Raw genomic sequence first — 13815 nt, forward strand, 5'->3', positions numbered from 1 at the left:
GCTTAAGTTGAGGCGACAACTATGTTGACAAACACCGCAGAGCAAGCGCTTTCAAATTCATGCTGGCAAAGTTTTCATCAGACTCCAGCGTGTCTATTGCCTTTAACCACCGTTCACGCTTTGGTTGCTGGTTAAAGCAAATATTCAAGGCATTTATGAAGTCATCATGAATATCGCTTAACCCTTTCAGATTATTGTCCGGTTTCTTCAGACCAATGTAGTAGTAACATGTGCCCAAAGAAGGGTCTGCCTGCTCTTTAGGGGGATCGAAGGGGTCAAATGCACTGAAGGACACAGACACCAGGCTACTAAAATAATCGTGACTTATAGGCCTGCGACCAAAACCTTTGATTCCTTCAAGGTCATAAAATGAGGCCTCATCAGACTGACCTTTACTGGTAATCGCAGTGATCATCCCGTTAAGCAGGGTGGTTTTTCCTACACCGTTTCGCCCAATGATGGCGTGTATGTTTGTACTTGGTGTCGAACCAACAACAACATTAAAATCCAACTCGATTTCGGATATTTTTTCCGTAGCAGGTCTGGAAAATGTAAATTCAAAATTGCTTAGTGGTGGCTGACCAGCAAGTGCACGGGAAAACTGACCTCTTATGGCAGATAAGCTGACATGCCTAAGTAATGAAGTCCCCATTACACTTTCGTTGAGATTATCTTCAAGCCGTTTTGCTGAAAGAACAGCGTCATTAAGCCTGTATAGTAGGCTTTCTCTGAATGGTCTGGGCAGCTCAGACAGTTTCTGGTAGTAGTCAGAATCCTGACCCAGAGAAAAATAATCATCGGGAAGTTCTGAGAACTCATCATCTAAGTATGTGCGGGTGTGCAGGCCAATCTCTTGGCCTTTGAAGCCAATTTTTATGTTGCCTATATCATGATAATTTCCTTTCTCATCATGAAGAGACAGGTGAAATGTGGTCTTGAAACAGTAGTCATCCCAACCATCAACACGAAGGTAAGCTTTGTTAATCCCACTGTTAGGCGCATAGCCCACGCCAGATAAAATGATTATTTGCATTCACTATCCTTGATGATTATCCCTGCATGGAAAGCGTGCTCCACTCATTGTGAAGCATTTGGAAAGGGGGGGAGCAACGCTGTGGTTGCTACCCAAAGGAGATATTATTATTCAGAAGACTTTTCCCGGATATCGTCATAAACCCTGTGTAGCAGGTGGTTAGTGGCAACATCACGGAAATCCTTATCCGTCATTAAGGAACTGTCCTTTAATAACTTCGACATCTTAGTAAGCGCTTCCCGCCACCCGCTGCCCGAAAAAGACAGGCCGTTTGTGCTTTTGCGGGAGGTAAACTAAAACAAGCCTTAAGCAAATGCAAAACTTATTTCGGGACACTTCCTAAGTGGTTAAAGATCTCTTTATTGCCTTCCATCCGATCAATCACCAGATTCTCAAAGGCTTTCTCGAATGCCTGCCGGAAGTCTCCACGCTGTTAACGGCAGCTGCCTGCTGCAAAGGCTCACTGGCTACGGCTTCTTCCTGAATTTGATCAAAGAACAGCTGTGTAGTGGTCAAGTAAAAATGGATACCTGATTAACCCGTCAGTTTCCCTTGGTAATTACACTTGTTCAAATTAAGCCATATTACCAGATAACCTTCGCCATATAGCCTGATAATCAGCACCACTGAGAGTAGAGTTTTTGGGTTTAACCTGATCCCAGTCACTGTCTTTCAAAGTGCGTAAAAACTCACCCGCACGAGCAGGAGAAAGGCTCTTACCTTCACCCACTTGTTTAAACCGACCCCCCAGATTTTCAGCCACACTTCTTGGGACAGAGTTCATGCGCATGAGAACCGCTTCTTCAGACCTTACCCCATGGTAAATCATGGCTGGGAGATTATTAATCTGTCTCTTATCTTCATCAGTCATATTTTCATAGTTCAGCCCTGATGTAGGAATTTTGCTCAAGGCTGATAACCCCCAGGCACCACTGTTAGCCAAGTCTCTGTATACCGCTTTACAAGCATTTGAGATTTGATCCGTTGAAGTCTTACCCTGAAAATACTCAGTTGCAATGTCTTCAAGAGACTTACCACTAACCCAGGCTTGGGTAATATCTGCAAGATTTGTAGAATCACGCCCTTTACCGCTAATTTCTTCCAAAGACTCCTTCAGCTGGGGTAACTTCATCATCACCCCCACCAAGTCAGACAGTGCCTTGTTTTTTCCTTGTCCAAATAAACTGTCTGCCTGCCAATCTTTGGCTTCCAGTTTATTTTCTAACTTGCTGAGTTCTCTAAAGGCTGTTTTAACACCTTCTGGAGAAAAGCCTGTAGCGTCTGCCAAAGTGGCAAATTCAGGCTTCTCTGCAAGTTCATGTACATATTCCTTTGTTACTTGAAGAACAGCGTCTGCTTTTTTACGGGAAGGCTCATCTCCCTTACTTCGTAAGCTGGAATAGCCATAAGTACCGCGCAATAGTTGTTCAGCTTGATTGATAACCACATCAAGCTCTCTCTTCTCATTCCACAAGTGCGCAACGTAGCTTCTAAAATCAGCCCATTGTTCCTGGAATCTAAAGTTATCCAGGCTGAGTTCTGCCCCCGTCTTTTCCATATCATCCAGAATCCCAACAAGCCGAGATACCAAGTCACCGGTTGCTTCGCTTATAAACTTCCGAACCGCATTCGGTTCCTCGCCTGCAGCAATACCCACAACCCCAACGCTGCCATGATCTACTCGACCGGCTCTTCCGGCAATGTTCCAGAAGGCTCTAGGGGACATCTCATTGCCGTAAATGTACTTATGCGTTGCCAGAAAGATGGACGAAATAGGGAAGTTTAATCCCTGGGCAATAGTGGTCGTTGCACAGAGAACTTTTATGCGTTCTTTTTCTGTCAGCCATTCGATAAGAGCAAGAACTTCGGCAGGTAAACCGGCATGGTGAACGGCGACGCCTTTGGACAGCATCCCAATAAGCTCAAAATCAGTGCTGACTTCTGTTTTTAAAAAACGCTGGACGAGCTTTATATCTTCATGAATGTCTTCCAGCTCAGGCATCTCCTCGCAGAGTTTCCGGGCCAGACTCCAAACATCAGGGATTTTCTGACCTACCGCGATACTGGTTCCTCTGCTGGAAAAGGCTTTTGCCATAGCCCCTGCCTGAGTACTCAGGCCCTTACCATTTTTCACCTGCGATGCAGTTACGCGTTTAATAGGTCTGACATCACCAACTTGATGGACACCCTTCAGGTGTATTGAGTTGTGAGTAGTGGTAAGCGTTTCGTACTCTAACTTCCAGTCTCCGCTTTTAGAGCCTTTACCTTTAAACTCTTTGGCATTGAATATACCAATGATACGCTCATTTGGCTGCCAGGCAGCGGTGCTAAGGCTAATAGCTGTCCCTCTACTGTCACCCAGCCAGTGAGCAAGATCTGCTGAGTTGGGAACGAATGGCATCAACAACAAAAAATTAGCGGTTTGATGTTCCTGTTTGATGGTTGCCAGGAGCAGCTCAATTCTCAAACCACGAGATTTATCCTCAATATTATGAGCTTCATCCATTACCACAAGGGCAAGAGGACGACTTACTTTTTTGTTTCTGAGCACCAACTGTAATTTTTCAGGTGTTGCTACAAGCACATCAAACGACCGCTCAGCTTCAAGCATCTCTTCTTCAAAAGAGTCTACTTCCACCGCTCCTGTGAGTGGTTCAACCTTAATACCTAAAGGCGAGAAATCTTCCCTCAAACGACGGGTGATTTGTGACACAAGTGCTCTGGTCGGAGCTACATAGGCTATCCATCCACCGGCATCTGAGAATTGATTCAGTGCTTGCAGCATGCGAAATACAGCGAGCGCTGTTTTACCGCCGGACGTTGGCATATCCACAACCACAGCGCGGCTGGCAGGGTTTAAAAGCCCCTGTTCTTGAATCGCTGCACGTTGTGGCGGTAAGAGTTCAAACATGGCGCGATGTTTGGTTGCCTGATCAACAAATCTGGTAACACGAGAGTTGATGTTATGAGCTACCCGCCAAACAGAACCGGCAACCATTTGCTTGCTGGCAAGGTGTAGCCAGCGCAGAATCATCTCGAACTGGTGATCCTGCGTTTTTTGTATGGCAGCTTCCGCGGACTCAAAATGCTGATCCAATTCAGAGTTTATGGATGCAGGTTGCCCCTGAAGCATAAAGGTTGCTAACAACTCAGTGGCTTTTGCCCAATGGTAAAGGGCAACCAGTCTTAATACCTTCACTTCGGTTGCTGAAGTGGAGTCAAGGTATTCCTGTTCAAAGATTTTCTGATTTTCTCTCAGTGCCAAAATGATCTGACTTATGGCGTTCAGATCGTTCCAGCTGTTTTTACGTAACAGCTTCAGCCAGGCGTCATAAATAGTATGAAGTAAACGTTGATCCCATGGCTTACCTTCAATATTCGCAACTCTGGTGACAGGCTCATTTTCAACCAGCCAGCGTTTCATGTCCGTCCAGCGGTCACCACCATAGGCAAGGCCAGCCAGATGCAGAATATGGAACACTCTTTCTTCGTCTGTCTCCGCTGGCACTGGCATCAAACGCCTGAACGTAAAAGCTCTGTATGCTCCAGCCTGTCCGCAAAGTTGATTCTCTTTTTGTTTGTGGGAAGGGTATATATTAGCGTTAAGCCCTTCACTAGCGGCCAGCTCGTAGGCCATAGCCAGGCGTTCAAACAAATCATGTTTGATGTGTACAGGACTGACTGGCGTTAAAATATTCTGTAGGCTTGTCTCAACAAAATATTGCCCGGCCTGTTCAAAACCTTTTTTGATATCTTCATCGCCAATAGCCAGCACGGCCCAGTGTTGGTCAACTTTATCTAGATGTTCCTGGAGCAGGCTCATGCAGCAACCCCCTCTCCCATCATCTGTGGCAGTGAAGGGATGCAACCAGAGGGGAGGTAGAGTGCATAAAATGAAATATGGGTCTGGTCAGGCTTATCCTTTGCTGAGTTGATCGCTCTTTGCTTTAAGTCTCTGACGTCATGATTTACGTCTCTGATCAAAAGGCCAAACAGTGCAGCATCGGTAAAGCTACTGTTCAGGTAGCGTGATGCCGCACTCTGGAACTTCTTCTTCCATGGAGCATTTACAGAATGGTGAGCTAAATATTGGAACAGGCCTTGTTTAACCTTAATCCTGTGGGTCAGATCATTAATCTGATCTTGTAGCCCACCACGACCGTGTACAACCTGAGGAGGCCACTTTTTTTCTCTGGATGTTTTCACTTCACCAAAGGCAAAGCGGTATGGAAAATCTTTATTATTGGTCTTTTGGAAACCAGTAAGATCAGCGCCAGTTGGGCTGGATTCTGGATTTTTCAGATCCCTTCCAGTGGGCCAGGGAAACTCGCAGTCACCATGTTCAGCTACAAATACCTCGGCAAGCGCTTCCCCTACCAGCCAATCAGGTATATTACTCTCATTGGTGAGCATCACTTCAAGGCCATCGGTTGCAAAGCCTGTTGTCGTTATAGAGCTAAGCATTTCACGAATATCATCCTTTCCAGCCGTATCTTGAATGATATCCTTAACGGAGCCAGAAAGTACGATTTGTAGAGACTCTTTATCAATCCGAATGCCACGAGCGAGAACAGCACCGTGATCGGCGTTGTAAATTTCGTAAAATCCTGTGTCGGTCATCAGTTTTGACCTAACAAATAGTCAGCTATCGATGTCAAAAGGCCATCTTCAACACCTGATAATTTACCAATAACATTTGTAAAAGCTTCTAGTTCCCCAACAAAATTCATGATTTCAATTTGTTGATCCATACGGGGTAACACCAGCTCTTCTTCTAGAAGTAGTGTTTCCTTCAGTCTTTTACGGTTCGTGGTTCCCTTACTGGCATGTTTGCATGCATCTGCAAACTCATTGGAGCGAAGCATGAATGCAAGGTACCCAGGGATAATCATGTCTGAATTAATATCAAACAATGGGAAATCCTGGGTTACGACTGCACCATTAAGGCTTTCGGGTACGATTGCAAAAGCCCCATTTCTCGCATCAATTCTGCTCATGATCAGTTGACCAGCAGATGCGACAAACTGTTTTTTTGTTTTTATATCTTTTCCAAAAATTTCTTTTCGAAGAACAGCACCTTTACCATATAACTTAACGGTGACTTGTTTGTAGGTATTTTCATCGACAAGCTCTAAGGTAAGTTTTGACTGTGACAAAAAATCACCAATTCTGACTTTTCGCCAGTCTGATCGATCAAGCAGATCTATATCGACTGCTTTCTCAGCAAGCGACGCCCCCATGCTTTTGACCATATTAAGTTTTTCAGCAATGGGGACAATAAGATCAGAAGGATTTTTTTTCTTCTGAACATTTTTCCTAGGATTGCGAAAATCCAGAGTATAATCTTTGTCTTTAATTTCATCTATCGAGACAAACCAAGCGTAATCACTCTCTTGCCTATTACTCCACCAATGGTGCAGGTCTAACAAGTCTTCGTCACGCAGTGGGTATGTCGAAGTGTAACAGGGGTTTTTCATTCCTCTTCGCTCAAGAGGAACTTCATGTTGATAGAACCATACTCCATTTGTTGAGCCAGACCGATCAAAAAAGAGCAAATTTGATTGAATATCTGAATATGGCTCAAATACCCCTTTGGGTAAGCGTACAATCGTATGTAAGTTGTATTCATTGAGCAGTAGCTTACGTACATTTACTCCTGCACCTGAGTCATACAAAACACTTTCTGGAACAACGACAGCCGCTCGTCCGCCAACTTCACTATTGAAGCTTGGTCGTTTCAACTTGCGCATGATGAGCTGTAAGAAGAGGGTGACAGTTTCAGCAGTTTGCATATCTTCAGGAAAGTTCCCAAGAATGCCTTTTTCTTCTTCACCGCCAAAAGGTGGGTTAGTCAAAATAATATCAACTCGGTCCTTATCCCCAATTTCTCTCAGAGGAAAGCGAAGACTATTCCCAGGGTCAATTTTTGGGTATTCTAATCCATGCAATAAAAGATTCATCTGTACCAGAAGAAATGGAAGTGGTTTAGCTTCACCTCCATAAATACTGCTGCTTTGCAGCTTTTTCCTGTCTTCTACAGAGCGGCACTGATTCTCAATATGGTTATAAGCCTCGACAAGAAACCCGCCTGTTCCACACGCTGGATCAAGGACCGTTTCTCCAAGCTTCGGATCAGTCACTTCAACCATAAATTTCACAACGGGACGGGGTGTATAGAATTCACCGGAGTCACCAGCTGCATCCCGCATCTCTCTGAGCATGGTTTCGTATAAACGGCTCAGGGTGTGCATTTCCTCAGTGGAATTGAAGTGGATGCCATTGACCTTATCAATCACATCACGCAGCAGGTAACCATTGATCATCCGGTTGTGCAGGCCATCAAAAACCGTGGCAATAACATCGCGACGATCAGCAACGCCGTTTACACCTTCCAGCTCTTTTAGGTAGGCGAATAAGCCAGGGCCGCGACTGCCATCGGGCCTGGTGGCAAAGTCATTGTTAACAAATGAAATAAGTTCATCACCGGTGATACCGCCTTCTTTGGCCGCCCAGTCTCTCCAGCGGTAAGGTGGCTCAATGGCAGGCTGAAAAGGCTTTCCATCCAAAACGGCTTGCGTCTCTCGCATATTTTCCAAATCATCGAGAAACTTCAGGAACATAACCCAGGTCAGCACAGGCAGGCGGTCAAGGTCTCCGCTGAGGCCTTTGTCCTTGCGCATGATCTGCCGGGCTGTTTTGACAATAGAGCCCAGCTGCTGTGCTGTGGTCATGGGCTGTTGAGCCGCTTTTTTGGCCATGGATAAATCCGGTTAAATCTTAATGGGTATAGAGAAGGTTCTGCATCTGGTCTACGGCCTGCTTCATTTGCATGGCACCACCAAATCGATTGGCAATTTCAAGAATATTGCCATATCTGGATAGGGGCGGAACATTGACAACTTCCCTAATATTGAACTGGGTTGGCCCGAAGTCGGTATACTTGTTCAGCAGGGCTTCGAGAACTTCTCTTGCCTGTGGGCCATACTGGTCAAAGAAATCGGGGTTTTGCTTGCGTACATACTCTGCTCTTTCCCGTCTGGTTCTCAGGGGCGCATTAAATGCCAGATGGCATAACAGGTCAAATGGATCAGATTCTGGCTTTCCGGTCTCTTTGCCAAGCTGGTCAAAATCAATACCCCGTGACTTTAACTGTTGGATGACTTCATCGCGCTTGATGGGGTCAGCCCATTGGTCTCTCAGATCATCTGATGACGTGAACAGGGTGCGTACACTATCTGCCGTGTAATCGGTAAATTGCACAACATTCAGTTTTTTTCCGTCAGCGTCCAGCTCGTACACCAGATGTGAAACAATGCTGACTGAGCCGCCATCGACGAAATACTTACGTGGTTCTCCCTCTTCGCCCCCGCCACCCGTATCGGTTTCATCGTTGTCATCACCTTCTGTAGAGCTGTTATCATCACCAGACGTTTCTTCTTCAGACTCGGTTTCTTGATCTTCGTCTTCCAGTTCCTCTCCGTCATCATCAATGGTGGTTTCGTCATCAACGTCGGGATAGCCATCAAAGTCAGGGTCGGCAAAATTCTGGGTAGCAGAGCCTGTGTAGTCGAGAATACTGAACCAGAGTTTATCGTAATCCTCCCTCAACCGGGTTCCCCTGCCAATGATCTGTTTAAACTCACTCATGGAGTTTATCACCCGCACGAGCACCACATTTTTACAGGTTGGAGCATCAACTCCTGTGGTTAATAGCTGAGAGGTTGTCAGAATTACCGGAGACGTAGTTTCAAGCTCCTGAAACCGGCTTAAATGCCCTTTGCCGATTTTTTTCTCGTCAGATGTGACTCTTGCGACATAATCCGGGTATTGAGCAACCAGGTCACTGTTGAGGTTACTCAACGCCCTGCGCATTTCATCGGCATGCGGCTGATCGACACAGAACACTATGGTTTTCGCAAAGCGATCCGTTCGTTTCATGAACTTGGTGATATGCTTTGCAATGGTTTCTGTCCTGGCTTTTAGCGCAATTTTTCGCTCGAAATCTTTTGTACCGTACTCTTCGTCCGGAATTTCTCGACCATAACGGTCTAGCTCACCCTTTGTTGGTCGCCAGCCAGCAGCATCTACTTGAGAAATGATTCGGTGAACTCGATAAGGGGCAAGGAATCCATCATCTATACCTTGCGCCAGGCTGTAGGTATAAATCGGGTTTCCAAAGTAATGATAAGTATCTCTGTTATCTTCTCTCAGCGGCGTTGCTGTCATGCCAACCTGGTAGGCAGGCTCGAAGTACTCAAGAATTTCTCTCCAGTTACTGTCATCCCGGGCACTGCCACGATGACACTCGTCAATGATGATAAGGTCGAAGTAGTCTCTGGAAAATTCTTTATACAGCCCTGGGCGTTTGGAATCTTTTGCGATGGACTGATAAATGGCAAAGTACATTTCACGGCTTTTGGTAATTTTCCCTCCTTCAATCTTGAAGCGGGCATCGCCAAAAGGGGCAAAGGTTTTATCCTTAGGGTCGTCAACAAGGACATTTCTATCGGCCAGAAAGAGAATGCGGGGTTTGCGATATTCTCCGGCCTTGTTCCAGCGGGAGTTCCATAGTTTCCAGCAGATCTGGAATGCAACAACGGTTTTACCTGTACCGGTTGCCATGGTAATCAGGCATCGCCTTTTACCTTGCAGGACTGCAAGAACAGCCCTGTTTATAGCGATTTGCTGATAATAACGAGGGGTATAACCTTTTACATGGTGATAGGGAGTGAGTAATCGATGTGACTGTTCCTCATCTATTTTCTCATCACTGGTTAGTCTTGAAAAAAGCTCCCCAGGTGTTGGATAGGTAGATAGCTCCCTTTCGTTACCGGTAATGAAATCAAATTCCAGTAACTCATGGCCATTGGTAGCATAAGCAAACTTGAGCCCCAGTATTTCTGCATATTCTTTAGCTTGCTGCATCCCTGTGCCGACAGACTCCCCTTCAGGCTTGGCCTCGACAACAGCTATTGGGTAATCTCTGGTATAGCATAAGAGGTAATCTGCTCGTTTGCGCTTTCCCCGAATAACCGAGCTACCCTTGAGTTCGACCCGTCCATCGGTGAAGGTATATTGCTCATCCAGCATATGCGGGGAGCTATCCCAGCCAGCTTCTTTTAATGCTGGAGTAACATAAACACGACAAGTGTTTGCTTCATTCATGGACATAAATGGGTAATCTCTGTACTAAAGGCACATGAGTCAATGGTCTTGTAAGGCTATTTTACAGAAGGGATCAATCAAAGAAATCTTTTGGGCTAACTTGCAGGGCATTCGCAAGCTTATGTATGTTTCTGATGGTTATATTCTTCTCGCCACGCTCAATCTGACCGACATAGCTACGATCCATTCCTGCCAGATGCGCTAGCTCATCCTGCGTAATTGCACGGCTGTCGCGCAGATCTCTTACACGCTTTCCAAAATTGATTACCGGATCGTCCTGCATTTGAGTCCCTTCCCCAAAAGAAAGGACTATCAATTCCTTTACAGCCTGTCACGACGGACTATGATTACCAAAGTGTAATTTTGCATGAATACGTTTTTGTACGGAGATGCAGACGCATGGCTGAGAAAAAGCGTGGCAGCTACACTCCGGATTTCCGAATTAAGGCTGCTGATCTGGCAATCGCTTCCGAGGTGCGCATTGGGGATATTGCTAAGACACTCAATGTCCTTCCCAACACACTGAGTAATTGGGTTGCCAAACGGAAAAAGCAACTACTCAAGTCATCCCCGCTGTATGCTGGCACCACTCTGGATAAAAATGGGCAGTTGCCTTTAGGGGGCAAACACCAGGTACCCCCACCTTCCTCCCAGTCTCAGACAGAAATCGAGCGACTGCAGCGTGAAGTCAGACGACTCCAGCAAGAGCGCAAGGTAATCAAAGAAGCCATTATTCTTCTTACAACGTGATAATAGGGGTTAAGTATGGGGCGACCAAGGCATATTACTTTAAAGGTTTGGGGAGACTACGCCTGTTTCACCAACCCTGCTTTCTCTGTTGAACGATGGTCTTATCCGGTTATCACTCCCACTGCAGCAAAAGGAATTCTCAATGCAATTTATTATCACAAAGAACTGTGCTGGATCATTTCCAAAATCAATGTTCTTAAGCCCATTAAATGGATAGGTTTTGGCACGAATGAAATTGATCAATGTATCCGCGGATGCGATGTGAATAAGATTCTATCGGATGACTATCAAGGGGATGTAATGGTAACAGACCAGAGGCGTCTTCAGTTTCATAATCTGATTCTAAAGGATGTTTCTTATGTTATTCATGCTTACGTGGGATTGTTGCCAGAATATCGTAAATGTCCTCAGTTGAGTGAGCAGGACCATAAGCAGGAATATCAGAAACGAATCAGAAATGGACAATGTCGATTCACACCTTGGTTGGGGCAACGTGACTATATTGCCTACTTTGATGAATCGACCCCATGCGATGCCCCAGCTGATATCAATGAACCTTTAGGAATGTTACCTCTGGAAATTATTGAAAAAGATGGAGAAGTGACTCCAGTTTTTTTCAATGCTTCATTAAGGAAAGGGAAGATCAAAGTTCCGAGAGTAGGAGCAGTATTACCATGTTGCTGAGAGAGCTGACTCGCTACTATTCACAGAACCGTAATGTTATGCCTCCTTTTGGATGGCAGCTTCATTATCTGCGATGGGTAATCGTTATTAACTCAGATGGTGAGTTTTGTGATATTGAGGATTGGGCTACTCCCAAGAACAAAAAGGGCAGAATGATTTATGTTCCCAAAAAAGTCGTTCGAACCCGGGGCATTAGTAGTTGCCAGCTTTGGGATCATTCAGGATATGTGTTAGGAGTTGATGAAGATGATCCAGAAAGAGCTGAAGCCCTTCACGCATGTTTTGTGGAAAGATGTCAGTTAATTGCAGATGAAACCGGTGATATGGGGGCTGAAGCTGTGGCTACTTTCATATCCAGTATGCAAGAACAAGAAATAGATAGACATCCTTTATACGAAGAACTAATAAAAGCAGAAACAATTAGCTTTCGATTAGATACGGATAATGTTCTGGTTTTTAACCGTCCTACAGTTTTCGAATGGCTTTCAGAAAATCCTCTATCTTCTGGAACGAAGTATGGGCAGTGTATGGTCTGTGGGAAGTGGGGGAATATTGAACGGATTCTGCCAACCATAAAAGGTATCCGGGGGTGTGACCCGATAGGTGTTAGGCTAACATCAATCAACAATATCAGGACAGGGAATTCCTGCCTTGGAGCTTATGGTCTGACCCAAGGGTATAGTGCCCCAACCTGTGAACAATGTGCTTACCGGTATGGAAATTCATTGAATCATCTACTGCGCTCTGACTCTCATAATAAAATCCATATTGGACCGTTTACCCTGGTATTTTGGTGCCCCCAAGGTCGGGATATTGAACTGTTATTTAGGAAAATCCTTCTTGGAGGGCAAGACGCTAGACAAGCAAAGGATGAACGTGGAAATCTTTATTGGAAGCCAAGCCCAAGAAAAATTCACTGGGTGCCTGAACCATCTTATTGTATCGAAGAAAAGCTTAATCGAAACACTCAGAAGAGATATATGAATATTGTTGTATTTAGAGGGAAGGAAAGAAGGATTGCTATAGAGTATTATCAAAGAATATCTACAACAGCTTTAGTTGATGGTTTGCGTCACTGGGTTTCCTGTACAGTAGATCCTTGCCGAGAAAACAAGCCTCTCATTTTATTTTTGTCACATTGCATAGCAGGGAATGATTTGGGAGGTTTAAATACATCAGTATTGATTGGCATTCTTGGGGCTATTTTTAATAAAAAGCCAATAAACTATGAAACAATTAAAAAGTTGAGAAATTGTAATTTTTCTAGTTTTAGTTCATCTTCTTTATATGCCAGATTGGTGTTTTATATGTCATCACTTATAGATAAAGATGCAATAACTTCAAAGCCATCATTGTGTGGTAAACTGATTGCGCTATTAGTTAAGTGTCAAGAGGAGGCAAATGGTGAATCTACGACAATTCGATGTGATTCAGCAGTAATAACAAATCCAGCAAGAAAAATAGCAGTCTACTTAAAGAAGAATAGGCATCACTTGAGCCTTATAGGTAAACAAAACTATGGACGACGAGTGAATCTTGAGAAAGATATTCAAATTACTGTTTCTGAAATAGGCGTTTTTCCAGAGATTTTAGATCCTGATGAACAATTGAGCTTGTTGGCAGGATATTACTGTGCACGCAACGAACTTTTCAAAGCAAACGGGAGTTAAAACAATGTATCAAAATAGCATGGTTCTACAACATCCCAGGGATATTTTTTTCTTTTATGACATAGAACAAGGGAATCCGAATGGAGATCCTGATCAAGATGGTGCAGTTCGATATGACGATGAGGTAAGAAAGGCAAATGTGACAGGAATTTGTAAGAAAAGGAAAATCCGAGATCGAGTATCCATAATGATGGGAAATAGCTCACCTCATGAAATTTATTTTTCAAACTCTGAAATAGTTCTAAATGATCATCACCTTTGGGCACTAAGTGCTGGAGTAATACAATAAGTGCAACAGGCTGAAACTTGAGATGTGAGACAGCTGTCGGTAGATTTCTAAGTTGTCACACTCTGAAATGGAAGTCTGGAATGAGCACTCAAACCAAACACTACGAACAGCTGACTCAAGGCAAACGATATCAGCTTCAGGCACTACTGAAAACTGGTCTTTCTTTACAAGCTATGGCTGACAATCTTGGCGTTCATAAAAGTACTGTCAGTCGTGAATTAGGC

Annotated in this window: 11 protein-coding genes and 1 pseudogene; 6 read left to right on the forward strand and 6 right to left on the reverse strand. The window is 44.5% G+C overall.

From position 1 onward, the window contains the following. Positions 1–349: 349 nt before the first annotated feature. A pseudogene (locus CX664_RS28220) lies at positions 350–463 on the reverse strand (ABC transporter ATP-binding protein); the annotation flags it as partial. 913 nt (positions 464–1376) lie between these two features. Here CX664_RS28220 and CX664_RS26480 point away from each other — a divergent pair. Beyond that, positions 1377–1517 (forward strand): hypothetical protein, encoded by a 141-nt coding sequence (locus tag CX664_RS26480; protein WP_180966517.1) that lies wholly within the window; start codon positions 1377–1379, stop codon positions 1515–1517. Positions 1518–1607: 90 nt separating this feature from the next. Here CX664_RS26480 and CX664_RS15865 read toward each other — a convergent pair whose 3' ends face one another. The 5 genes from CX664_RS15865 to CX664_RS15885 all read right to left on the reverse strand — a co-directional run bounded on the left by CX664_RS15865 (position 1608) and on the right by CX664_RS15885 (position 10481). Then, positions 1608–4856, reverse strand: a complete 3249-nt coding sequence (locus tag CX664_RS15865; protein WP_101747690.1) for a DEAD/DEAH box helicase — start codon at positions 4854–4856, stop codon at positions 1608–1610. Continuing rightward, positions 4853–5653, reverse strand: coding sequence for a hypothetical protein (locus tag CX664_RS15870; RefSeq protein ID WP_101747691.1), 801 nt, complete (start codon positions 5651–5653; stop codon positions 4853–4855). The genes CX664_RS15865 and CX664_RS15870 overlap by 4 nt, the downstream gene beginning before the upstream one ends. Next, on the reverse strand, positions 5653–7791 hold the full coding sequence (locus CX664_RS15875) for a class I SAM-dependent DNA methyltransferase (RefSeq protein ID WP_180966518.1): 2139 nt from the start codon (positions 7789–7791) through the stop codon (positions 5653–5655). Before CX664_RS15875 ends, CX664_RS15870 begins: the two co-directional genes overlap by 1 nt. Positions 7792–7810: 19 nt before the next feature. Continuing rightward, positions 7811–10204 (reverse strand): EcoAI/FtnUII family type I restriction enzme subunit R, encoded by a 2394-nt coding sequence (gene hsdR, locus CX664_RS15880; RefSeq protein ID WP_101747692.1) that lies wholly within the window; start codon positions 10202–10204, stop codon positions 7811–7813. 67 nt (positions 10205–10271) lie between these two features. Continuing rightward, on the reverse strand, positions 10272–10481 hold the full coding sequence (locus CX664_RS15885) for a helix-turn-helix domain-containing protein (protein ID WP_101747693.1): 210 nt from the start codon (positions 10479–10481) through the stop codon (positions 10272–10274). 116 nt (positions 10482–10597) lie between these two features. Here CX664_RS15885 and CX664_RS15890 point away from each other — a divergent pair, with 116 nt between their 5' ends. The 5 genes from CX664_RS15890 to CX664_RS28225 all read left to right on the forward strand — a co-directional run. Next, entirely contained in the window at positions 10598–10948 is a 351-nt protein-coding gene (locus CX664_RS15890) for a transposase (protein ID WP_101747694.1), read from the forward strand. Between the two features lie 15 nt (positions 10949–10963). Next, positions 10964–11632: a type I-C CRISPR-associated protein Cas5c gene (cas5c, locus tag CX664_RS15895; RefSeq protein WP_101747695.1), complete on the forward strand. Its 669-nt coding sequence runs from the start codon at positions 10964–10966 to the stop codon at positions 11630–11632. Next, a complete protein-coding gene (locus CX664_RS15900; RefSeq protein WP_101747696.1) occupies positions 11623–13302 on the forward strand; it encodes a type I-C CRISPR-associated protein Cas8c/Csd1 in 1680 nt (559 codons plus the stop codon). Before cas5c ends, CX664_RS15900 begins: the two co-directional genes overlap by 10 nt. 4 nt (positions 13303–13306) lie before the next feature. After that, entirely contained in the window at positions 13307–13591 is a 285-nt protein-coding gene (locus CX664_RS15905) for a type I CRISPR-associated protein Cas7 (protein ID WP_101747697.1), read from the forward strand. Between the two features lie 80 nt (positions 13592–13671). Then, on the forward strand, positions 13672–13815 hold a 144-nt coding region (locus CX664_RS28225; RefSeq protein ID WP_146000055.1), incomplete at its 3' end, for a helix-turn-helix domain-containing protein.

The sequence above is a fragment of the Endozoicomonas acroporae genome (genome assembly GCF_002864045.1).
GTDB lineage: Bacteria > Pseudomonadota > Gammaproteobacteria > Pseudomonadales > Endozoicomonadaceae > Endozoicomonas > Endozoicomonas acroporae.

What these genes read in the sequence shown, in the direction of transcription:
- CX664_RS15865 (WP_101747690.1), bottom strand. Translation starts at nt 4,856, where the DNA reads ATGAGCCTGCTCCAGGAACATCTAGATAAAGTTGACCAACACTGGGCC.
- CX664_RS15870 (WP_101747691.1), bottom strand. Translation starts at nt 5,653, where the DNA reads ATGACCGACACAGGATTTTACGAAATTTACAACGCCGATCACGGTGCT.
- CX664_RS15875 (WP_180966518.1), bottom strand. Translation starts at nt 7,791, where the DNA reads ATGGCCAAAAAAGCGGCTCAACAGCCCATGACCACAGCACAGCAGCTG.
- hsdR (WP_101747692.1), bottom strand. Translation starts at nt 10,204, where the DNA reads ATGTCCATGAATGAAGCAAACACTTGTCGTGTTTATGTTACTCCAGCA.
- CX664_RS15885 (WP_101747693.1), bottom strand. Translation starts at nt 10,481, where the DNA reads ATGCAGGACGATCCGGTAATCAATTTTGGAAAGCGTGTAAGAGATCTG.
- CX664_RS15890 (WP_101747694.1), top strand. Translation starts at nt 10,598, where the DNA reads ATGGCTGAGAAAAAGCGTGGCAGCTACACTCCGGATTTCCGAATTAAG.
- cas5c (WP_101747695.1), top strand. Translation starts at nt 10,964, where the DNA reads ATGGGGCGACCAAGGCATATTACTTTAAAGGTTTGGGGAGACTACGCC.
- CX664_RS15900 (WP_101747696.1), top strand. Translation starts at nt 11,623, where the DNA reads ATGTTGCTGAGAGAGCTGACTCGCTACTATTCACAGAACCGTAATGTT.
- CX664_RS15905 (WP_101747697.1), top strand. Translation starts at nt 13,307, where the DNA reads ATGTATCAAAATAGCATGGTTCTACAACATCCCAGGGATATTTTTTTC.